The 21,626-nt window shown below is 39.6% G+C and carries 22 protein-coding genes; 11 read left to right on the top strand and 11 right to left on the bottom strand.

Annotated elements, in window-relative coordinates; all coding sequences use genetic code 11:
- Positions 1 to 154 precede the first annotated feature (154 nt).
- The 4 genes from CWC11_RS00840 to CWC11_RS00825 all read left to right on the top strand — a co-directional run bounded on the left by CWC11_RS00840 (position 155) and on the right by CWC11_RS00825 (position 3,328).
- Positions 155 to 694: a DUF2058 domain-containing protein gene (locus CWC11_RS00840; RefSeq protein WP_058549315.1), complete on the top strand. Its 540-nt coding sequence runs from the start codon at positions 155 to 157 to the stop codon at positions 692 to 694.
- 217 nt (positions 695 to 911) lie between these two features.
- Complete coding sequence (locus CWC11_RS00835) at positions 912 to 1,235, top strand: c-type cytochrome (protein ID WP_058549316.1); 324 nt, start codon at positions 912 to 914, stop codon at positions 1,233 to 1,235.
- Between the two features lie 140 nt (positions 1,236 to 1,375).
- On the top strand, positions 1,376 to 2,143 hold the full coding sequence (locus CWC11_RS00830) for a class II aldolase/adducin family protein (RefSeq protein ID WP_138681202.1): 768 nt from the start codon (positions 1,376 to 1,378) through the stop codon (positions 2,141 to 2,143).
- Between the two features lie 9 nt (positions 2,144 to 2,152).
- Positions 2,153 to 3,328 (top strand): mandelate racemase/muconate lactonizing enzyme family protein, encoded by a 1,176-nt coding sequence (locus CWC11_RS00825; protein WP_058549318.1) that lies wholly within the window; start codon positions 2,153 to 2,155, stop codon positions 3,326 to 3,328.
- Between the two features lie 272 nt (positions 3,329 to 3,600).
- On the opposite strand, the gene CWC11_RS00820 is transcribed toward CWC11_RS00825, so the two are convergent.
- The 8 genes from CWC11_RS00820 to CWC11_RS00785 form a co-directional block, all read right to left on the bottom strand.
- Positions 3,601 to 3,972, bottom strand: coding sequence for a hypothetical protein (locus CWC11_RS00820; RefSeq protein ID WP_138681201.1), 372 nt, complete (start codon positions 3,970 to 3,972; stop codon positions 3,601 to 3,603).
- 49 nt (positions 3,973 to 4,021) lie between these two features.
- Entirely contained in the window at positions 4,022 to 4,861 is an 840-nt protein-coding gene (locus tag CWC11_RS00815; protein ID WP_138681200.1) for an amidohydrolase family protein, read from the bottom strand.
- Positions 4,858 to 5,586, bottom strand: coding sequence for an SDR family NAD(P)-dependent oxidoreductase (locus tag CWC11_RS00810; RefSeq protein ID WP_138681199.1), 729 nt, complete (start codon positions 5,584 to 5,586; stop codon positions 4,858 to 4,860). Before CWC11_RS00810 ends, CWC11_RS00815 begins: the two co-directional genes overlap by 4 nt.
- A gap of 29 nt (positions 5,587 to 5,615) precedes the next feature.
- A complete protein-coding gene (locus CWC11_RS00805) occupies positions 5,616 to 6,104 on the bottom strand; it encodes an FKBP-type peptidyl-prolyl cis-trans isomerase (RefSeq protein ID WP_138681198.1) in 489 nt (162 codons plus the stop codon).
- Positions 6,105 to 6,169: 65 nt separating this feature from the next.
- Positions 6,170 to 7,645, bottom strand: coding sequence for a LysM peptidoglycan-binding domain-containing protein (locus CWC11_RS00800; RefSeq protein WP_138681197.1), 1,476 nt, complete (start codon positions 7,643 to 7,645; stop codon positions 6,170 to 6,172).
- A gap of 55 nt (positions 7,646 to 7,700) precedes the next feature.
- Positions 7,701 to 8,723, bottom strand: coding sequence for an MBL fold metallo-hydrolase (locus CWC11_RS00795; protein ID WP_138681196.1), 1,023 nt, complete (start codon positions 8,721 to 8,723; stop codon positions 7,701 to 7,703).
- A 62-nt stretch (positions 8,724 to 8,785) separates the two neighbouring features.
- Positions 8,786 to 9,091: a cell division protein ZapA gene (locus tag CWC11_RS00790; protein ID WP_138681195.1), complete on the bottom strand. Its 306-nt coding sequence runs from the start codon at positions 9,089 to 9,091 to the stop codon at positions 8,786 to 8,788.
- Positions 9,091 to 9,321 carry a cell division protein ZapB gene (locus CWC11_RS00785; protein WP_138681194.1) on the bottom strand — a complete coding sequence of 77 codons (231 nt, stop codon included), beginning with the start codon at positions 9,319 to 9,321 and terminating at the stop codon, positions 9,091 to 9,093. Before CWC11_RS00785 ends, CWC11_RS00790 begins: the two co-directional genes overlap by 1 nt.
- A 238-nt stretch (positions 9,322 to 9,559) precedes the next feature.
- Between CWC11_RS00785 and CWC11_RS00780 the strand changes: the two genes are divergently transcribed.
- Positions 9,560 to 10,399: a 23S rRNA (adenine(2030)-N(6))-methyltransferase RlmJ gene (locus tag CWC11_RS00780; protein ID WP_138681193.1), complete on the top strand. Its 840-nt coding sequence runs from the start codon at positions 9,560 to 9,562 to the stop codon at positions 10,397 to 10,399.
- Between the two features lie 76 nt (positions 10,400 to 10,475).
- Here the strand turns inward: CWC11_RS00780 and CWC11_RS00775 are convergent, their stop codons facing one another.
- From CWC11_RS00775 to CWC11_RS00765, 3 genes are all read right to left on the bottom strand, one after another.
- Positions 10,476 to 11,294 carry an META domain-containing protein gene (locus CWC11_RS00775; protein ID WP_138681192.1) on the bottom strand — a complete coding sequence of 273 codons (819 nt, stop codon included), beginning with the start codon at positions 11,292 to 11,294 and terminating at the stop codon, positions 10,476 to 10,478.
- A 120-nt stretch (positions 11,295 to 11,414) separates the two neighbouring features.
- Positions 11,415 to 11,981, bottom strand: coding sequence for a PhnA domain-containing protein (locus CWC11_RS00770; protein ID WP_138681191.1), 567 nt, complete (start codon positions 11,979 to 11,981; stop codon positions 11,415 to 11,417).
- 280 nt (positions 11,982 to 12,261) lie between these two features.
- A complete protein-coding gene (locus CWC11_RS00765) occupies positions 12,262 to 13,011 on the bottom strand; it encodes a substrate-binding periplasmic protein (protein WP_138681190.1) in 750 nt (249 codons plus the stop codon).
- Positions 13,012 to 13,158: 147 nt separating this feature from the next.
- On the opposite strand from CWC11_RS00765, the gene CWC11_RS00760 reads away from it, so the two are divergent.
- From CWC11_RS00760 to CWC11_RS00735, 6 genes are all read left to right on the top strand, one after another.
- Positions 13,159 to 14,424: an EAL and HDOD domain-containing protein gene (locus CWC11_RS00760; RefSeq protein WP_138681189.1), complete on the top strand. Its 1,266-nt coding sequence runs from the start codon at positions 13,159 to 13,161 to the stop codon at positions 14,422 to 14,424.
- Between the two features lie 2 nt (positions 14,425 to 14,426).
- Positions 14,427 to 15,038, top strand: coding sequence for a paraquat-inducible protein A (locus CWC11_RS00755; RefSeq protein WP_138681188.1), 612 nt, complete (start codon positions 14,427 to 14,429; stop codon positions 15,036 to 15,038).
- 11 nt (positions 15,039 to 15,049) lie between these two features.
- Positions 15,050 to 15,496 carry a hypothetical protein gene (locus CWC11_RS00750; protein WP_502704789.1) on the top strand — a complete coding sequence of 149 codons (447 nt, stop codon included), beginning with the start codon at positions 15,050 to 15,052 and terminating at the stop codon, positions 15,494 to 15,496.
- A 111-nt stretch (positions 15,497 to 15,607) separates the two neighbouring features.
- Complete coding sequence (locus tag CWC11_RS00745; RefSeq protein ID WP_138681187.1) at positions 15,608 to 16,972, top strand: TolC family protein; 1,365 nt, start codon at positions 15,608 to 15,610, stop codon at positions 16,970 to 16,972.
- Complete coding sequence (locus CWC11_RS00740; protein ID WP_138681186.1) at positions 16,962 to 18,485, top strand: efflux RND transporter periplasmic adaptor subunit; 1,524 nt, start codon at positions 16,962 to 16,964, stop codon at positions 18,483 to 18,485. Before CWC11_RS00745 ends, CWC11_RS00740 begins: the two co-directional genes overlap by 11 nt.
- Positions 18,486 to 18,493: 8 nt before the next feature.
- A complete protein-coding gene (locus tag CWC11_RS00735) occupies positions 18,494 to 21,613 on the top strand; it encodes an efflux RND transporter permease subunit (RefSeq protein WP_138681185.1) in 3,120 nt (1,039 codons plus the stop codon).
- Positions 21,614 to 21,626 lie beyond the last annotated feature (13 nt).

Here is a 21,626-nt window from a genome sequence, read left to right as displayed (position 1 = left end):
AAAATGGCTTATATTTCATATGTTAAATGAGCAACATTTGCGTCAAATCATGGTTTGTATTCATCCGTTTGATAGATTAATACCGATAGCACTATTATTTGTAGTCGTTGGTGATTAAAATGACCTTAATATAAGTTTTTAGTGGAATAAAGCCATGGGTTCATTACAAGACCAATTGCTGCAAGCAGGATTAACAACATCGCACAAAGCTAAAGTTGCTAAGTCAGAAAAGCGTAAGCAACAAAAAAAGCAAAAAAAAGGGGCTACAAGTAACCCTAGCGATCTGCAAAAGCATATTCAACAAACCAAGCTTGAGCAGCAAAAAAAGGCGGAAGAACTTAACCAGTCTCGCCAAGGTGAATTAAAACAACGTGAGCAAGAGGCACGCGTTAAGCAAATTTTAGAGCATCATAACCAAGACACTATTCGCGGCGAGCGTACTTTTAATTTTACTTATCAAAATAAAGTTAAAGGTTTAGACGTAAACGAAAAAACTCAAAAAGCGTTATCGGGTGGCCGTTTAGCTATTTGTGTGCTTGAAGGGCAGTTTTTTGTACTTGAAGACGAACCGGCACGTAAAGTGGCGGAAGTAGACGAAAAGTATATTGTTTTTCATGTTGAGCCTGAAAACAAGCCTAAAGATGAAGACGATCCATACGCAGACTTTGAAGTACCAGATGATATTGTTTGGTAAATACTTCCTAAATTTTGCTTATATATAAAGCATATTTAGGTTAATTAAGTTGTCGCTCATTTTTATTTGCTAAGGTATATAAGAGTGAGCATAAACTTATTAGTCGCGCTGTTTTGTTTGATCGTCAAGAGCGACTTAGTACGTATGCCTTTTATTTGATTGTTTACTACAATCAATGAAGAAGTTTTTCTAACCGTCAAAAAGAAGAGAAAATACAATGAGCAAGATGAAAACACTACTAGTAGGCGCGGGTATTAGTTTAGCCGCAAGTTTTTCGTTTAATGCAGCAGCTGCTGATGGCGCTGCATTATATACCGCTAAAAATTGCCAAACATGCCATGGCGCAGATGGTAAAGCACCTATCATGGGAGCATACCCTAAACTAAATGGTCAAAATAAAGACTACTTGGTAGCGCAAATGAAAGACATTAAATCAGGTGCACGTAGCAATGGTATGACTATGGCAATGAAAGCAATGGTTGCAACAGTAACTGATGAAGAGTTTGATGCAATTGCAGATTACCTATCTAAAGTAAAATAATTTGCAGTAATAGCGAAGCTTTAAAACAGCCACACAATAGTGTGGCTGTTTTGTTTGTGTTTGCTATAAAATTAATACTGCTTTAGACTTCTAAACATCTATTCGCATCTTGTTTTGGTGCGTATTTTAAAAGGCTTATTATGTTTGATTTACCCCAACTCGATTTAAAAAATAAAGTATCAGAACAAGAGTGGCAATTACGTGTTGATTTAGCTGCTTGCTATAGACTGGTAGATCACTTTCGTTGGGGAGATTTAATATACACGCACTTGTCGGCTCGATTACCCGGTACCGATCATTACCTTGTAAATGCCTTTGGTTTAACGTTTGATGAAGTAACCGCATCTAATTTAGTGAAGGTAGATTTAAACGGTAATATTATTGATGACACTCCGTTTAAGATTAACCCTGCCGGATTTACCATTCACAGTGCTATTCATGAGGTACGTGAAGATGCACATTGTGTTATTCACTTACATACCAAAGAAACAATTGCAGTTGCGACACAAAAAAATGGCTTATTACCGCTGAGCCAATATTCAATGTTTTCACTGCCATCACTTTCGTACCATGGCTACGAAGGGCTTGCGGTAAAAGACGATGAACGCAAAGTGCTACAAGATGATTTAGGCACAACCAATCATATGCTGTTAGTAAACCATGGCGGCTTAACGGTAGGGCCCACTGTAGGTGATGCGTTTATGCGTTTTTACGATTTACAGCGTGCTTGTGAAATACAATTAGCATTGCAAGCCAGCTCACAAGAAGCTATTGAAGTGCCACAGCCAATAATCGACAATATTTATAACCAAGCTAACGTGGTGCATAGCGGTATTACAGGCGGTCAACTTGCGTGGCCTGCCATGTTGCGTAAAGCCTACCGACTTGATCCCAGTTTTGCTAATTAAGGAATTTAAATGAAAGTAAATCGCGTAGAAGTATTTGATATTCATTGCCCTGACAGACCATCGTGGACACCTGTGTTTGTGCGTATTCATACCGATGAAGGTATTAGCGGCGTAGGCGAAGCAGGTCTTGCATACGATTTAGGGCACAGTGCAGCCGCAGCCATGATTAAAGAAATGGCAGATGCATTTTTAATTGGTCATGACCCATTTCAAACTGAAAAGTTATGGTCGCGTATGCTACGAGAAAGCTTTTGGGGCTTAGGTGGCGGACCTGTTGTATACGCTGCAATGAGCGCTATTGATACCGCGCTTTGGGATATTAAAGGTAAAGCACTAGGCTTACCTGTATATCAACTTCTCGGCGGAAAAGTTAACGACAAACTACGCACTTACGCATCGCAATTACAGTTTGACTGGGATAGCGAGTTTAAAGCGTTAGTACAACCACAAGAATACGCAGAAGCAGCTTTAAAAGCGGTTGCTGAAGGTTACGATGCAGTAAAAGTTGACCCAATTCAGTACGATAAAGATGGCAATACGTATTACGACCGTACAAATATTATTTCTCGTACAGAAATGAAACTATACCGTGCGCGCATGCAAGCAATACGTGAAGCGGTAGGTGATGAAGTTGACATTATTTTTGAGTGCCACAGCTTACCTGGTGCTACATCGGCGATTCAGATTGGCGAAATAGCAGAAGAGTTTGACTGTATGTATTACGAAGAACCGGTTAACTACTTAAACCATTCTTTACATGCCAAAGTAGCCGACAAAGTAGCTGTGCCTATTGCTGGTGGCGAGCGTTTATACAACCGCTGGGGTGTGCGCCCGTATTTAGAAGATCAAAGCATTGATGTACTACAGCCAGACATTGGTTTATGTGGTGGCTTTACTGAAACTAAAAAAGTGTGTGACTACGCTGATATTTTTGATGTACGAATTCAGGCTCACGTATGTGGCGGGCCAGTTGCAACAGCTGCATCGCTTCATTTAGAAACAGCGATACCTAACTTTTTGATTCATGAGCACCATACTTATGCGATTAAAAAGTGGAACCGTGAATTGTGCTTACAAGATCCTCAACCTAAAAATGGCTTCTTTGAAGTATCAGAAGAGCCTGGGCTGGGTATTGAATTAAATGATGAAATTGTTATGCGTTCACAGCGTGTAGAAATAAAGTAACTTTTTAAGTTACAAAAAAGCCGGTAAGTGATGGTTCACTTACCGGCTTTTCTTTTAAGGGATTATACCAATTCGCTTAATTAAGTGATCTATTTTGAGGCCTGAAAAACGTGTTGATAGCTAGGCAAAAAATTCGCTATTTAGTTGTTCTCGGCAATTGCTCCTGCATTGCTCTACCTTCTGCATCCATGCAGTCGTAAATGAGAATTTTTTAACGAAGGTAGCGATACGTTTAGCCCCGCAAAATGATTAAGTATTATTGCGGATTGGTATTATAACTCGTTAATTTTACACCTGGCCTCTTTAAGCTCAATAGTGGCTTTACTATCAAGATGGCGAATATAACACTGAGTGCCTTTTATCATCAGCTCAAACTGATCTGCTGTATTGCGACTTTGTGTGTCGATAATATTATTACCCTTTACATTGTTAAGGGTTACTGTGCTGCTAGTAGTAAATACATCGTCAGCTAATTGGGCTTCTTTAATGTGGACAAGTGTTTTAATTGCTATGCTAACAGCTGCTTTATTTGGCTCAACTAGTAAAGCGTGTTGCAGCTTAGGTGTAGGGTCCGGGCTTTGTGATATACAGCCATTGAGAAAAAGTGCCGAAAATATAACGATTACTAAAAAGTATGCTTTCATAAGTTGGCCGAATTATTAGCAAAAGAGAGCTTAATATAACGACTTTTAGTTATACTTGATAGTAGTGCTTAGCGTTTGCATAGCTAAGGTTATGCCATATGCTATTGTTTAAACACATACTTTTGTAGCTGTGCCACAAGTTGTTATAGCTTGTATTTATTTGACACACAGGGAAGTTACTAGCAAATATAACGCGCTGATCACCAAAGTGATTTAAAATAAAATTAAAACAAGTAACTTGCTGCTGTTTGGTAAAATGTAGTAATTCAAAACCAGAAAATTTTATGGCGATATTGTTATGTTGAGCAAGTAACTTAACACTTTGCTGCCATGTAGCTAAATCGCTAGGTAGCCCTGCGTGATTAATTATAATTTGAAGTTGCGGTAGCTGCTTAGCGTAGTAAGCGACTTGTTTAGTAATATCGCTATTTTCAATATTAAATTGCGCTTCAAAATGCAGTTGGTTGTTTGAGAGCATAGCTAAGTTTTTAAAGCTATTAACGCTTAATAAACGCTTTGCATCAGTACCTTCGGTTATATCCCTGATACCACATAAGCTTGAGTGAGCTTGAGCGTTTAAGGCGCTTTTAAACTGCTCTGTAGGTGAGTCAATTTGGTTATAACTAACGGCTTTAAAAGGCAGATTTTTTAAATGCGAGCTTAGCCAGTTTAGCTCGTTTATAGGTGATTGATTATCAAACCCAGCTTCAATGTGCACAATACCCGCAAGTTCAAAATCAGTACTTTTAACAAGCTGCTCTGCACTTATTGTTTTTTTAATTTTTTCTAGGTTAGGCCACGCTGGTGGGTTTTCGCCTTGTAGCCAAGTATATTGCCCCTGGGCAAGATTAAAAAAATGCACATGAGGGTCAATAATTTGCATGCTCATTGTGCTGTATAACCACCATCAATGCTTTGCAGGCTACCTGTTATAAAGCTTGCATCATCACTTGCCAAAAAGCTAATCAGTGCAGCTACTTCATCGGCTTGCCCTAAACGGTTTAGCGGTTGTAGGCTGGCCTCTTCTGCGACTATTTTATTTTTATCAGCACCGCTTTTTTTACAGTAGGCATCAATAGCATTATGAAATAGCGGGGTTTCTATCGTGCCCGGGCATACTGCATTTGCACGAATGTTAAAGCTTGCGTAATCAAGTGCTGTGGTTTTAGCCATTGACGCCAAGGCGTGCTTTGTAAGATTATAAGCAAACGAATTTTGCTTACCTATAATTGCTTGATCTGAGGCAACTAAAATAATAGCACCGCTGTTTTGTGCTTTCATACTTGGCAGTACACTTTGTACTGCCGCGTATGCGCCTTTAACATTAAGTGCAAAAAGTGCATCGAGAGTTTCCTCATCGGTGCTTTCTATATTTGCACTTACATGTTTTCCGGCATTAGACACAAGTATGTCGATTGTAGGGTTTTGCTGGCAAATTGTATTTATACAGGTTTGCACTGCGCTTACGTTACTTACATCACATTGATGAAATTCGCCAAACTCACTTGGCTCAATATCAAGGTTATGTACAGTAAAACCACGTTCAATAAAGCGTTTTACTACGGCTAAACCAATACCTTTTGTTCCGCCTGTAACAATAGTAACCTTCGACATACCTGCTCCTTTATTTACAACTAAAATGCTTAGTGAGAGTGACCACAGCCACCTTCAGCGTGAACATGCCCATGAGACACTTCTTCACTTGTCGCTTCACGTACTGACACAACTTCAACGTCAAACGTTAGCGTTTTACCAGCAAATGGGTGGTTTAAATCACAATCTGCGTTAAAACGGCCAACCTTAACAATAGTCACTTGGTGGCGCCCTTGGTTAGACTGCACCATTGCCGTCATACCTGGCTTCCATACTTTTACATCACCTTGTAGATGCTTAAGAGGAATGCGTTGAATTAAGTCATCAACACGTTCGCCGTATGACTCGCTTGGCTCTAACGTAACGCTAAATTTATCGCCAGCTGCTTTGCCTTCAAGTGATTTTTCTAAACCAGGAAGCATGCCTTCGCTGCCATGTATGTAGCTCAGTGGCGCATCGTTTACGCTGCTTTCAATTTGCTCGCCCGCTTCGCTTAGGGTGTAATGAAATTCAACTGCTGAATTTTTACTAATTTGCATGCTTGTCTCTTTAAATTTTACTGTTGTAAGGCGTGATTTTACGCGAAATATAGCACTTTAGAAACTTACCAAGGTTGATTTAGTGTTTTTTGTAAATCGAGCAGTAAGTCTTTTTTAATCGGGGCTGATTTTGGCTGTTCGGCTTGAGGTATAAATAGCACTAGCTGTTTGCCTGGCTTTAATACACTTGAAGCTGATAACTTGTTCCACTTAGCTAAGTCACTATGAGGTACATCGTAGAGTTGGCTAATACTCCAAAGAGTGTCGCCTTGTTTAACTTCGTAGTCTATTTCAATTGTTGGGATCACAACTTCTTGTGGCTCAAGATAAGGGCTTATTTTGTAATCTACTATAAGTGATTTAGGTAACGTTTTAGGTTGCCCAACTAAAAGCTGTTCACCAACACCAATAAGGTTGGTTTGTTTGTCGTTAAGTTGTTTAAGCGCACTAACAGACATACTAAAACGTTTAGCTATGCCATACAGCGTATCGTTTTGTTTAACTATGTATTCGCCAGCAAAGTTAGATTTAAAAAACTGACTTTTTAATAATGCTTCTTGCCCTATTGGCAGAAGTAAAGTGTGAGGCCCATTAGGTGAGCTTTGGTTTTTTAAATAACCTTGGTTTAAAGAGTGTAGTTGTTTTGAACCCACGCCAGAAAGCTTAGCAATAACCAAAAAATCAAACTGTTGGCCTACATTCATTTGCGTAGTAATTGGTTTGTTCGAAAGTTTTGGGCGGTTAATTCCTTTTTGCGGGTGTTTTACTAAGTAACTTAAGGCAAGCAATTTTGGGACGTAATCGGCCGTTTCTTTAGGTAGTTTAAGCGACCAGTAATCTGTACTTTTTCCGCGTTTTTTATTTTGTTCGATTGCTCGCTTAACGCGTCCTTCACCACTATTGTATGCGGCTAGGGCATGCAACCAGTTGCCATCAAAACGTTTATGCAAATAGCTTAAGTAATCAAGTGCAGCGTCGGTTGATGCCAATACGTCTTGGCGTCCGTCGTACCATTGATCTGACTTAACCCCAAAATGATGTGCAGTTGCGCCTACTAATTGCCAAACACCAACGGCTTGCTGCGAAGACGCAATGGTAGGCCTAAAGTCGCTTTCAACAAAAGGTAGTAGAGCAAGCTCCATAGGAAGTTGTTTTTGCTCTATCTTTTTTACAATATGATACAAATAGGGGGCAGCGCGCTTACTAACTGTACGTAAATAATTTGGCTGTTTTAAATACCAGTCAATACGCTTATTTAAAGCGCGATTTTGGTAAATGGTAAAATGCAGGTTATTCGCTATATGCACCCATAAATCAGTTGTTTTGGGCGGGCGCTTTTTTACGATAACTTTTTTGGCAGCCTGTGGGGTGGTGTATGTCGTTTGAGGCTCGGCCTCATTTGCCGTTTTAGCAAGTTGCTCTTGGTGTTCGTAGTTAGGCTCAAAATGAGTAAATATTTGTGGTGCTTCTTGAACTTCAGACTCTGTAGTTTCACAGCCAAATAAAAAAACACCCAAAAAACATATAACCAAACTGCGCATAGTAATCACTTTTATAAATTCCTTTTACCATTTTAACACAATCCGTTGTGTTGAGTTATTTACTGCTTTTAGCGCGGTTAAGCCCAGCTTGTAAAAAAAAGTTACTTGATTTTATATTAAGCGCTTCTTGTTTGTAAGGCTTAATAACTGACTCAGGAAAAGACTGCATTAGTTGCTCTATAGTTTTGCCGTCGTTATTTTTTACATGCTCTGTTATGGCCGTTAAAAAAGAGAGTGGTTGTTTAAGCTGCTCCTTTGTTAAAACGCCGCCATGCCCTGGAATAATAACACTTAGATTTTCATCGTTAATGTATTGCTCAAGTAATATTTGCCACTTTTTTAATTCCCCATGCCCAGGATATGGCAGCCAGTCAACGATATCACCACCAATAAGTACAGTGGCGTTATTAGCGCTAATTGTTAAATCACCATTGGTGTGAGCTTGGTGTGGATTAATCGTAATTTCAAAGCCACCAAGGTTAATTTTTTTAGGGGCATTTATTGTTATTTGCGGCTCATTAAGTTGGTACTCTTGCCAACGAAATAATCTACTTTTAGCAAGCTCAAGCTTACTACGCCATTGGTCTTGCTCCTCTTTAGCAACGCTTGCTAAGCGTTGATAACTTAGCTCAATACTTTTTTCATAGGTGTCTAACTTGTCTGTGTACGCTTTTTGATATTGGCTAAAGTTAGTATTAACTTGTTGATGAACGATAAGTTTGGCGTCGGGGTAAAAGCTTTGCATAACCGCCATGCCCAATAAGTGGTCGTCGTGGTAATGAGTGGCCACTAAATAGCACAAGGGTGTTTTTAGGCGCTTTTTTAAGTCTTTGGCAAGTTGTTCAACAGCAGCAAAGTTGGCGCTGGTATCAACAAGAAGGGCGCATTTATCACCTTCAATGAGAACCTGATTCGAGTCGTAAAATCGAAGGTCATCTTGTTGTTTTAAAAATTGAATATGAGGGTTAATTGTATTCCAAGTGACGGCTGCGTAGGCGCTTTGAGCTAGTGATAATAAAGTAAAGCTTAATAGTAAGTGCTTACATAAAGAGGTGGTCTTTGAAATTTTTAGCTTCATTTATTATCTCTACGCTAATGTTTAATTACTTTATAATAAACAAAAAGCGCAGTGTGCGCTTTTTATTTTTTGTGTTTGGGGTCACTTGCCAATTGCTGACTGAGCTTATCAATCAGTTGGTCTTGATGCTGCTGCTCAACTGTAGCCTGTGTTTTTGCTTCTAGCAATTCGTGGCTTAAGTTTAACGCTGCCATTAGTAGGGCTTTTTGATCGTTTCTTACGGTTGAGCGCTGTTTCATTTGCTCAACAAGATCATTTAAATTTTTAGCTGCTGCTATTAATGCATCTTCCTGCCCTTCGGGGCAAGCAAATTGCTGCTCTTTACCTAGCAACTCAACAGTGACCCGCTGGTTTTGCAGCTCAGACATTAGCTAGCCTGTTGTGCGCTTTGTAACTTATCAAGAAGACCAGATAACGTAGTGCTGGCATCTTTTTGTTTTTCTTCATTTTCTAGAGCTTCAAGCTGTAGTAATTCGTTGTCGTCGCTTAGTTTAGTGTTTTGCTCTTTTAAGCTAGCAACGTCAGTTTGTAATTGGTTATTACGTTCGATTAAAGAATCGATCAGTTGTTCGAGTTGTTGAAGAGTAGTGTTATTCATAAAGGCGCTCATATAACTGTAATTAATGTCATGCAAATGTAAAGCAAAGTGTGTTGATTTGCCAGCATTTACGGTGGTTTTAGCTGATTTTTCTTCTTCATTAAGGGATAATTCAGCATATGTGCTTTTTTGTTCAGAAACGGTTCACTTAAACACTCTCTTATATTGGTGCAAGTTGCCAAAGCCCTGTGCTTATGGTTCACTTGCGATATTAAATTGCGTATGGCGAAAATAAATAATGCTTAGTTACAGACACTCTTTTCACGCGGGTAATCCGGCCGATGTACTTAAACATTTAGTACTGGCTCAGGTGTTAAATTATCAAACAATTAAAGATAAACCGCTTGATTATATTGATACTCATTCGGGGGCTGGCTTTTTTGAACTTGCCGCTGCAGATGCGCAAAAAACACAAGAGTATCAAGATGGTATTGAAAAGCTTTGGGCGCATACAAGTAAGCATGAAGCACTAAACGACTATATCGAATTAATAAAATCGTTTAACGAAACAAACGAGTTAGCGTTTTATCCAGGTTCGCCAAAAATTGCTGAGCATTACTTACGTCGTCAAGATAAAGGCTGGTTTTTTGAGCTGCACCCACGCGATTTAGTATTACTTGAAGAAAACATGCAAGGTAAACGCTCTATTCGGGTGCGAGGAGAAAACGGCTTTGCAGGATTAGTGGGCTTACTGCCACCAGCATCTCGCAGAGCATGTGTGTTAATTGACCCTCCATACGAAATTAAAGACGATTACGAAACAGTTGTAAGTACGCTAGTTAAAGCGCATCAACGTTTTGCTACAGGCACATACATGATCTGGTATCCGGTAGTCGATAGAGAACGCATTGATAATATGGAGCAAGGCTTAATTAACTCAGGTATGCGAAACATTCAATTGTTTGAGCTAGGAACCGAAGCTGATACTGACGTGCACGGAATGACGGCATCAGGCATGATAGTTATTAATCCACCTTGGAAGCTAAAACAAACTATGGATGCGGTAATGCCAGAATTAGTTGAGCTTTTAAGCAAACCAAGTGGCTTTTATAGATGCGAGCAGCTCGTCGACGAATAAGTTAAGTTTAATAAAAAAATGCCCAGGTTTATCTGGGCTTTTTTATATACAGCAAAGCCAAGTTAATTAGCGGTGCTTAATTAAAATATACAGCATTAAAAGTCGCTAGAGTATTGGCGTTAGTGTCTTTGAGTTGTAAAGACTCTCCCGTAATTTCCCATTGTTTAGCCTTACTGAGTACGTCCGACATAGCGGTTTCTTGACCCATGCTTTCTGAGCACATTTTTTTAGTACTAGCTAGCTGGTTAAATGATATAGATTGCTTCTGCGTACTGTAGCTTCCACTAAAATTATTACAGCCTAAAAATCCATTAACTCGGTTGTCTTTATCAAACTGGATAAAAGGTTCTTTAGTATTAACGCTAACGGCTTTTGCATTTAATGTTACAGCCTTCCAATATGTATTGGTAAGAGTTACATTTGGTTTTTGCGTTTTTACTTTAATCACCTCAATTTCATGAGGCACGCCCGATTGCGTATTTTTAAATGGGTTATATTGGGTGTCACTTGTATAAAGCACTTGGTCTTTATTAATAATTCTGGCCGTTAGATTATAGCTGCGTTGGTCACTAATTTTGCCCGCATCATATATCAGCTCAACGGTAAAAGGTGGCGCTTGAGTTATATCAATTACTTCTTGTGCGATTATGTCGGCTTTAACATCCATTTTAGAAACATCAGAAAGGGTGACGATTAACTGTGAGTCAGGGCGAAGCATACTACGATCTTTATAGCTAACTTGAGTTGTTAAGCTGGTCATACTTTTAGCTTGGTCTTTAATTTCAGTGGTGCTAGTTTGTTTATCACACCCTGTAAGTGCAAAAGCGCTAAGTGCCAATAAACTTAGACCTGTGAATGTTTTTTTTCGTAAAAATACTGCTTGATGCTTTGCCATGTTAGTTATCCTTACTTAATGTTATTCCTTATTGTATTGGCTAGTGACTTAATAAAGCCTTAATTTAATTTTGGCACAAAAAAAGGCGCATTAGCGCCTTTAATAATTAAAATCAAACGATTATTTTTTAACGAATTTAGTTAAAATAACAATACGTTGGCCATCAACTCGCCCTTCAATATGTTCAGGGTTACTTGTTAAGCCTATATTACGCACTGCTGTACCACGTTTAGCTGTCAGGCTACTGCCTTTTACGTCTAAGTCTTTAATAAGTGTTACAGTGTCGCCTGCTTGTAAAACAACACCGTTACTATCTACGTGTTTAACATCGTCATCTTCAGCTAATGCTTTTTTAGCCCACGCTAATGTATCTTCTTCAAGATAAATCATATCTAGTGCGTCTTGTGCCCAGCCATTATCAGGCGCTAAGCGTGATAACATTCTATAAGCCACAACTTGTACTGCAGGCGTTTGGCTCCACATGCTGTCGTTTAAACAGTGCCAATGTGTGGGTGTTAGTTCGCTGTTATTCTCGATTTGGTCTTTACATGTTTGGCATGTGTAAATGCATTTGTCTGAATGGGTTTCAGTAACAGGCGGTACTTCGTAAACAGATAAGTTTTCGGTTGCACCGCATAATTCACATTGATTACTACTACGTTCAATTAAGGCTTTTTCAATACTCATGGGGGCTCTTTTCGGTTCTGGTCGAGTTAACAATTGCTGCTATTATACTCCAAAGTACGAGCTCTGCGCTATTAATCCCTTAACTTTGTGTGGGTATACCAATTCGCAATAATACGGTGTTATTTTGAGGTGCCAAACTCGATGTTAGTTGCGTTACAGTTTTCTCATCGTCGACTGCATGGTTAAAGAAGTTAAAACAAGGCCGAAGCAACTAAAGAATAATTAAATAACGAGGTTTTGTTTTGCCATCAACCAGATTTTCCTACTTAAAAAGGAGCACTTAATTAAGCGAAGGGGTATTAAGTAAGTACTTATCTTCAATGTTTTTTATGTAACCTTGGCTATGAAGATTTTTAATTGCTTGGTTTATTTTAGGTAAAAGGTTTTTGTGTTTACTTAATAATCGAATACTTAAAAAGCCATGAGAGTGCTGCGCCCCAAAGGCTATGCGCATATCTAGCTGTTTGGCCCAATAAAGAGCTGTTAGCTTGCCAACGAGTGCAGCCTCCACACGGTTTCTTGATAGGGCTGTCATAAGTTCTTTCTCAGATGGGAAGTCAACACGTTCAAAGGTGTTGTCATCATAGTAATAGTAACCTAGTACCGTTCCGATATTTTTACCCTTTAAACTATCAGTGCTTTGCCAGTTATGAACGTTTTGAGGCAAAGTAACAATCATTTCAGTGGCATAAATAAGCGGTTCTGAAAAAACATAACGAGGGTCATTCCTCTCACTCTTAGGGAGCCATTCTAATGAAATTACATCAAAATCTATTACTTCATTTTGTAAGTATTTGGTAATACGCTTTGTGGGTAAGTCGACATGAAAAGCCTCAATATTTGCACTATCGAGTACTTTTTCGATTATTTCTGGGAGTATGCCAGGTTTTTTTGGATTATTCGTATAATATGGATAGTGACTACCTGACGCGCTAATATTATATTTAAGGGGGATGGCATTAGTGCTGGCGTAGCTAAAAAATACAAATAGCAAAGGGCATAATGCTAATAATCGAATTAAGTTTGGCAAACTTTTACCCTTCATAGTTAAATTTTATCTAAGTGTTATGTAGTTTCAGTTGTTTTGCAATGATTGCTATATTTATCTTGTGTTACTTACTTTAAAGTACACTTAATTATTGGCTGTTTAGCCACCGTTTTATAGGTTTAGAGCGAAGTGAAATTACAAAATATCTCTGACAAAGCACAAAAAATAACGCAGTTTGTTGCAAGGCAGCCTATTTTTGATGTTGATCAAAATGTGTTCTCCTATGAGCTCCTTTATCGCGACTCCGCTAATAATGCGTTTCCTGCGGGTACCTCTGATACGCATGCTACTAGTCGGCTGTTTTTCAATGCGTTAATGCTACTAGGGCTTGATAGGTTAACAGCGCATCATTTGGCGTTTATAAACTTATCGTCAGAAACTATTTTAGATAATTTTCCTAAGCTCTTATTACCAGAGAATAGCGTAATCGAAATTGTTGAGCGCACAGGCAATATTCCTGCGGTGGCTAAACGTGTGCAAGAATTAAAAAAAGAAGGGTATATTTTTGCTTTAGATGATTACGATGGAGACGCTAAGTGGGAGCCTTTATTGGCGCATGTTGATTACATAAAAATAGAAATAGATGAACCGGTTATTAAAACCAATATGCGCATTAAAAAAATCAAACGTGCTAATCCTCATGCAAAAATAATTGTAGAAAGAATAGAAACGCATGAGCAATTTAATGTGCTAAAAGAAGCTGGATGTGATTTATTTCAGGGGTTCTTTTTTTCTCGCCCAGAAATGATTACCTACAAGGGCGTAGAGCCTTCAAAATTAACCGTTTTTGACTTACTGCGCTTTACCGCTAAAAAAACGCTTTGCTTTAAAGAAGTTCATCAGCGAGTAGCAAAAGATGTAGCCATTACCGCTAGGGTATTAAAGTTAGCAAATGCGCGTTCGGGTAAAGCAAACTTAAAAATCACCTCTATTTCACAAGCCGTTATTTATTTAGGCGAAGACACTATAAGGCAATTTGTACGTGTTTTAGCAATTAGTGAACTAGGCGTTGAAAAGCCAACTGAATTGACTAAGTTAGCTTTAACGCGTGCGCAGCTTATGTCGCTTATATTGGAGCAAAATAATAAGGACTTAACCGAGCAGGGTTATCTTGTTGGTTTGTTCTCTGTGCTTGATGCTATTTTAGATGCTGATTTAAAAGAGATAGTTAATGAGTTTACTTTAGATGAAGCTATATCAGATGCATTACTTTTAGAGAGCGGAATCTTAGGGAGTTGTTTGTCGCTTATAAAAGAATTTGAATTAGATAACACAGATGAAGCAATGATTAAATTGGCTAAAATAAATCCTGAGCTACATATTGGCCATATGTTTAACTTTTTACTAGATGCTGTTTTATACAGTGACGACATTATAGAGGCGATAGCAGAATAAATATGCGTAATTGGTTATCGGTTATAAGTGTAGTAATTGCACTAGGTTTACTTTTTCCTGGTATTACAAAACCAGTGTTAAGCATTGAAGGTAATATTGATAAATCAAAACTAGCGCAAGCGGGTATTGAAATGCTTGCCGAAGAAGGTGATGGGCGTACCCGAAGTATGTTAATGATGTTCTCGAACATGTTAGGGCTTGATAAGTTAGAAGGCGAAATAAGCGCTTACAGCAAAACACAAAGTATTTTAGGTACGGTTAAAGAGCTGGCCAATAACAACAACTTATTTGTAGCTGCTTTGGTGGCGTTATTTTCTATTGTTATTCCTAGCTTAAAGCTACTTATGCAGCTGCTTTATTGTTGCCTACCTGTGGGAGGTGTTAAGCATAAACTCGGTTTGGTTACATGTGCACTGAGTAAATGGAGTATGGTTGATGTATTTGTTATTGCATTAATAGTAACCTACCTTGCTGGAAACGCACACGGGCAAAGTGGTGAGTTACTTATTATGAATGCTCAATTTGGCGAAGGTTTTTGGTATTTTTGTGCATATTGTATTTTTGCAATTTTAGCGAGTAACTTAATAAAAACACCGATTACAGTTTCAAAATAACGACTTAAAATTTGTGGCAGCAACTGAGTTGCCATATAATTGCAACCGACATTTATTTTAAAGGCACAACATTGCAGCGTTTTTATTCAAGCTTACTTATCATCACCTTGTTACTCACTTTTGTGGGTCAAGCTGTTGCGTCTGTAGCTATGGTGTGTGAAATGCCGCATGAGGGCGCTAAAATATTCGCGCACGTTAAAATGGATATGCCGCAAAGTGATGCCCAAATGCATGAGAACATGCCTCATAACATGATGCAGATGGATTGTTGTGATAACGAAAGCACCCCTAAAAATGAATGCAAATGCCCTATGAGCGGCTGCGCTGCTAACTCAATGCTTAATGTTGAAAGCCTATTTAGTGTTACCTTACTTGGCTCTGAGAAGGTGAGTATAAGCGTACCTTCTACACAAATTACGATACCCCGCTCACTTTACCGACCTCCTATGTTTGCTTAACTGCAGGATAGGTGTATTTAAAATTTAGATATTTGAGCTTCAAAAACCGCTAATCACCTTTTCTGCCTTGAAATAAGACTTTTGTTTTCTTTATTTAGGCCGGAGTAGGTAATGAACCTCGTTATAAACTTTAAAATAATATTATGTAGTACTGTGCTTTTAAGTACGGTAGCTAAAGCGCAAAGTACCTTTGATTTTCAAACACAAAATTCACCCATACCAGCCCAAAAGCTTAGCTTAGCGCAGGCGCTAAATTATGCACTTACCAATGAGCCATGGCTTAAAGTCAGCAGCGAAATGCAAGCGGCTACTGTGTCAAAAAGTATTGCTGCGGGCAGCCTTCCAGATCCCGTTTTAACGGTTGGGTTATTAAATTTACCAACGAATGGTTATGCGTTTGATCAAGAAGGGATGACGCAGCTAAAAGTAGATTTAAGCCAAAAATTTAGTCGTGGTGATAGCCTAGCCTTACAAACAAAAGCGTTAACTCAATTAGCGCAGCAGTATCCTTGGCAACGCGCCGATAGGCTTGCTCAAGTTAAAGCAATTATTACGGAGGCATGGTTAAATGCTTATCGTGCACAACGAAGTATTGACCTAATTAAGCAAGACAAAGGCTTGTTTACTCAGCTAATAGAAATAACAGAGGCAAGTTACGCAAGTACGTTAGGTAAAACCCGCCAGCAAGATATTATTCGTGCACAACTAGAGCTTACCCGCCTTGAAGATAAGCTAATTTCGCTTGAGCAGCAATTTGAAGGTGCTAAAAGTCGCCTTGCGCAGTGGCTACCTATGCAAATGTTAATGCAGCCGCTTAATAGTGACTTTATTAAAACGACCCCCTTAATTGATTTTTCACAGTTAGAATTTAACCAGTTAATACCGCTTTTAATGGCTCACCCTGCAATTGTTGCTATAGAAAAAACAGTAATGGCTAAACAAATAGAAGTTACCCTTGCTAAGCAAAGTTACAGGCCTCAAGTGGGCGTTAATGTGGGTTATGGTTATCGAGATGATACGCCTGTGGGAGAATCGCGAGCTGACTTACTCTCAGTCGGGTTGAGTATCGATTTGCCATTATTTACCGATAACAGACAAGATCAGCAAGTTAAAGCCGCTATTGCAACCGCAGAGGCAACTAAAACACAAAAGCTGGTTGCTCTTCAAAAACTAAAGGGGATGTACTTTAAAGAGTACAGCCAATTAGCACGGCTAAAAAAACGTGAGCTGCTTTATAAAAACACGTTGTTGCCACAAGTCGCAGAGCAAGCCCAAGCTACGCTAAATGCTTATACCCGCGATGATGGTGATTTTTCTGAGGTAATGCGTGCGCGTATTAGTGAACTAAACGCCAAAATAGATGCATTAAATATTACCGTAGATCAGCAAATTATTACTGCCCGCCTTAATTACTATGCAAGTAGTTTAGATACCCAAGTAATGGCCGAGCAAGTAGGAGATACCAATGAATACTAATTTAAAACTACTTATAGCGGGCGCTGTAGGGGCGGGTGTTTTGGCGATAATGCAGCAGTTTTTAATAGATAGCTCTGCAGCTGATGAGCAGCAATATGCCTCAAAAGAGCCACTTTATTGGGTTGCGCCAATGGATAGTAATTATAAACGCGATGAGCCGGGGCTTTCGCCTATGGGGATGGATTTAGTACCTGTTTATAAAGATGATGCTAATAGTAGTCCTGGTACGGTAACTATTTCACCAGAGGTAGTTAATAACTTGGGCGTAAGAACCAGTAAGGTGCAGCTAAAAACCCTACAAAGCGATATTAATACAGTGGGATATGTACAGTACAACCAAGATCAGTTAATTCATATTCATCCACGAGTAGAAGGGTGGTTAGAAACTTTATTTGTAAAAGCACAAGGCGCACAAGTTAAAGCGGGTGAGCCTTTGTATACCTTATATTCCCCTCAATTAGTGAACGCTCAAGAAGAGTTTTTACTAGCAGTAAACCGTAATAATACGGTGCTAATAAGGGCAGCAAAAGCACGTTTAGAATCGTTAAATGTGTCTGATGGGTTTATACAGCGTCTTCAAAATAATAAAAAAGTAATGCAAAACATTACATTTTACGCCCGTGAAAGTGGCGTGGTTGATGAGCTAAATGTACGAGAAGGTTTTTTTGTAAAACCAGGTACATCAATGATGAGTATTGCTCAGTTAGATGAAGTGTGGGTAGAGGCGGAGGTATTTGAGCGTCAAGCCGAGCAAGTGAGTGTTGGCTTACCGGTTACTATGACCCTTGATTATTTAAAGGGAGAAAAGTGGCAAGGCAAAGTAGATTACATTTACCCCGCGCTTGATGCTAAAAACCGGACTTTGCGTGTAAGACTCAGATTTAATAATAAAGATCACCGTTTAAAACCTAATATGTTTGCACAAGTAAGCATTCATTCAAGCGCGAGTAAAGCTCGTCTCACTGTACCAAAAGAAGCGGTTATTCGTACTCAGCATCAAAACCGAGTTGTTATCGCAAAGGGAGAGGGGAGATTTAAATCGGTGCAAGTAGATGTTGGGCACATTAATAGTACCGAAGCCGTTATTTTATCGGGCGTTTTAGAGGGCGATACGGTTGTTACCTCGGCGCAGTTTTTAATTGATTCTGAGTCGAGTAAAAGCTCTGACTTTAAGCGAATGCAAATGCCTAATTTAGACTCTAGTTCACACTCGGGTATGGATATGGATATGAAGGCAACTATGCAGCCACAAACAGCCACAGTTAACGGTACTATTAACGCAATAAACTTACAAAGCCGTGTAATTAATATTAGTCGTGAGGCCATACCCAAATGGAATCGAGAGCCTGCCACAATGGATTTTATATTATCGGCAGAGGTAGATATTAGCCTGCTTAAACATGCTCAGTATATTAATTTTACGTTTAGCATTATTAACGATGAATTTGTGATTACAGAGATAAAAATCGCAAAGCCAAATAGCCACTCTACTATGCAATATAGTTCTCACTAGGAGCCATTATGATAACTGCCATTATTCGCTGGTCTGTTAGCAATCGCTTTTTTGTGTTGTTGCTTACATTAATACTCATGGGGGGAGGGTTATATGCAGTAAAAAATACTCCTGTAGATGCGCTGCCTGATTTATCTGATGTGCAGGTGATTATTAAAACCTCGTATCCCGGGCAAGCCCCTCAAGTTGTGCAAGACCAAGTTACATTCCCGCTAACTTCAGCGATGCTTTCTGTGCCAGGGGCGCAAACAGTAAGAGGATTTTCGTTTTTTGGTGACTCGTACGTTTACGTTATTTTTGACGAAAAAACCGACTTGTATTGGGCGCGAAGCCGCGTGCAAGAATACTTAAGCCAAGTAGCCAAACGCCTGCCAGAAACGGCTAATGCAGAGCTTGGCCCCGATGCAACGGGTGTTGGTTGGATTTACTTATATGCACTGGTTGATAAAACAAATAAGCATGACATTAGCCAATTAAGAAGCTTGCAAGATTGGTTTTTAAAGTTTGAATTACAAACCGTGCAGGGGGTGTCAGAAGTTGCAGCCGTAGGTGGCATGGTTAAGCAATATCAAGTAAATGTAGAGCCTGATAAGTTACGCGCATATGGTATTCCGCTTAGCTTAATTCAAACGGCTATAAAGCAAGGCAATCAAGAAATGGGCGCCTCTGTGGTAGAAATGGCAGAAGCTGAATACATGGTAACAAGCACCGGCTATATAAAAAGTGTAGCCGATTTAGAAGCTATTCCCCTTGGTGTAAACGCTAATGGTACTGCGCTGCAATTGCGAGATGTAGCCGACATACGGTTGGGGCCGCAAATGCGCCGCGGTATAGCCGAGCTAAATGGAGAAGGCGAAGTAACTGGCGGCATAGTTATTATGCGTTATGGAGAAAATGCACAAAAAACAATTGAATTAGTAAAAGCAAAGTTAGAATCACTCAAAAAGGGATTACCAGAGGGCGTTGAAATAATCCCTGTGTACGATCGCTCCAACTTAATAAATAACGCGATTGATAACCTAACCAGTAAATTAATTGAAGAGCTGATTGTAGTTGCGTTGGTATGTGTGGTGTTTTTGTTTCATGTGCGCTCATCTTTGGTGGCCATTATTACCTTGCCACTAGGTATTTTAACTGCGTTTATTATTATGTATTGGCAAGGTATTAACGCCAACATTATGTCGTTAGGGGGAATTGCAATAGCGATAGGCGCAATGACTGACGGTGCTATCGTCATGATTGAAAATATGCACAAGCATATGGAAAAAACGCCCCTTACCAACGAAAACCGCTGGGAAGTTGTGGCTAAATCGGCGAGTGAAGTGGGCCCTGCATTATTTTTTAGTTTATTAATTATTACCGTCAGCTTTATGCCGGTATTTATTTTAGAAGCGCAAGAAGGGCGTATGTTTGCACCGTTGGCTTACACTAAAACCTATGCAATGGCCGCCTCTGCGGGGCTTGCAATTACCTTAGTGCCGGTGTTAATGGGTTACTTTATACGTGGAAAGGTGCTGGAGGAGAAAAAGAATCCAGTAAATCGTTTATTAGTTATGGCGTATAAGCCGCTGCTAAATAAAGTACTTAAGTTTCCTAAAGTAACTTTGCTACTTGCCTGCGTGGTGGCTGTTATAGGCTTTTATCCGCTAGATAAAATGGGAAGTGAATTTATCCCCCCGCTTGATGAGGGCGATTTAATGTATATGCCCACTACTTACCCTGGTTTATCGATAGGTAAAGCCCGTGAAATTTTACAGCAAACCGATAAGTTAATTGCCACTGTGCCAGAGGTTAAATCGGTATTTGGGAAGGTGGGCCGCGCCGAAACAGCGACCGACCCAGCGCCGCTTACGATGATTGAAACGTTTATTCAATTAAAGCCAAAAAATGAGTGGCGCGAGGGGATGACTCTTGAAAAACTTAAAAAAGAACTCGATGGTTTGGTTAAATTTCCCGGGCTAACAAATGCGTGGGTTATGCCAATTAAAACGCGTATTGATATGCTTGCAACAGGTATTAAAACCCCGGTAGGCATTAAAGTGGCTGGGCCAAAGTTGAGTGAAATTCAAAAAATTGGTCAACAAATAGAAGTGCTATTAAAAGATGTGCCAGGCACTGCATCGGTTTACTCTGAGCGAGTAGCTGGTGGACGTTACATTAAAGTAGACATAAACCGAGAAAAAGCCGCTCGTTATAGTTTAAATATTAGCGATGTACAGCAAGTCGTTGCAACGGCTATTGGCGGTACAAACGTAACTCAAACCGTAGAGGGGCAAGAGCGCTACCCTGTTAATTTGCGTTATCCGCAAGCATACAGAGACTCGCCAGAAGAACTAATGTTGTTACCTATTGTAACTCCTTCTGGGCAGCGTATAGCACTTGCTGATGTAGCAGATGTATTTATTGAAGATGGTCCGCCTGGTATAAAAAGCGAAAATGCACGTGTAAATGGTTGGGCGCTTATTGATATTGACGGTGTTGATATTGGCACTTACGTACAAAATGCTCAGCAAGTATTAAATAAGCACTTAATATTGCCTGCTGGTTATTCTATTGCATGGGCTGGGCAGTACGAATACATGCAGCGAGCTAAAGACAAACTTACTTACGTATTACCGCTTACTTTAGCGATTATTATTGTATTGCTTTACCTTAATTTTAGAAGCTTTGCTGAAGTGACTATTATTATGGCTACGTTGCCACTAGCGATGATTGGCGGCATATGGTTAATGTATTTAGAGGGATTTAACTTTTCGGTAGCAGTAGGTGTGGGTTTTATTGCCTTAGCCGGTGTTGCCGTTGAAATTGGCGTAATTATGTTGGTGTATTTAAATCAGGCCTATCAAGAAAAATCCTTAGAAGCTGAGCAAATAGGTAAGCCGCTTAGTTTAATACAGTTACAACAAGCAATTATTGAAGGCGCAGGGCTGCGGGTGCGCCCAGTAATGATGACGGTTGCAACTATAATTATAGGTTTACTCCCAGTACTGTATGGCACAGGTACTGGCAGCGAAGTAATGAGCCGAATTGCAGCGCCTATGGTTGGCGGCATGATAAGCGCAATTGCCCTTACCTTGGTTGTTATTCCTGCCGTTTACTTATTATGGCGCAAGCAAGGGCTTAAATAACGAAGTAATAGAG

Origin of the sequence: Pseudoalteromonas sp. S3178, assembly GCF_005886985.1 — a bacterium.
GTDB classification, from domain to species: Bacteria; Pseudomonadota; Gammaproteobacteria; order Enterobacterales; family Alteromonadaceae; genus Pseudoalteromonas; species Pseudoalteromonas carrageenovora.
The sequence above is the reverse complement of the archived record's forward strand: the minus strand, read 5'-3'. Positions and strand labels throughout refer to the sequence as shown.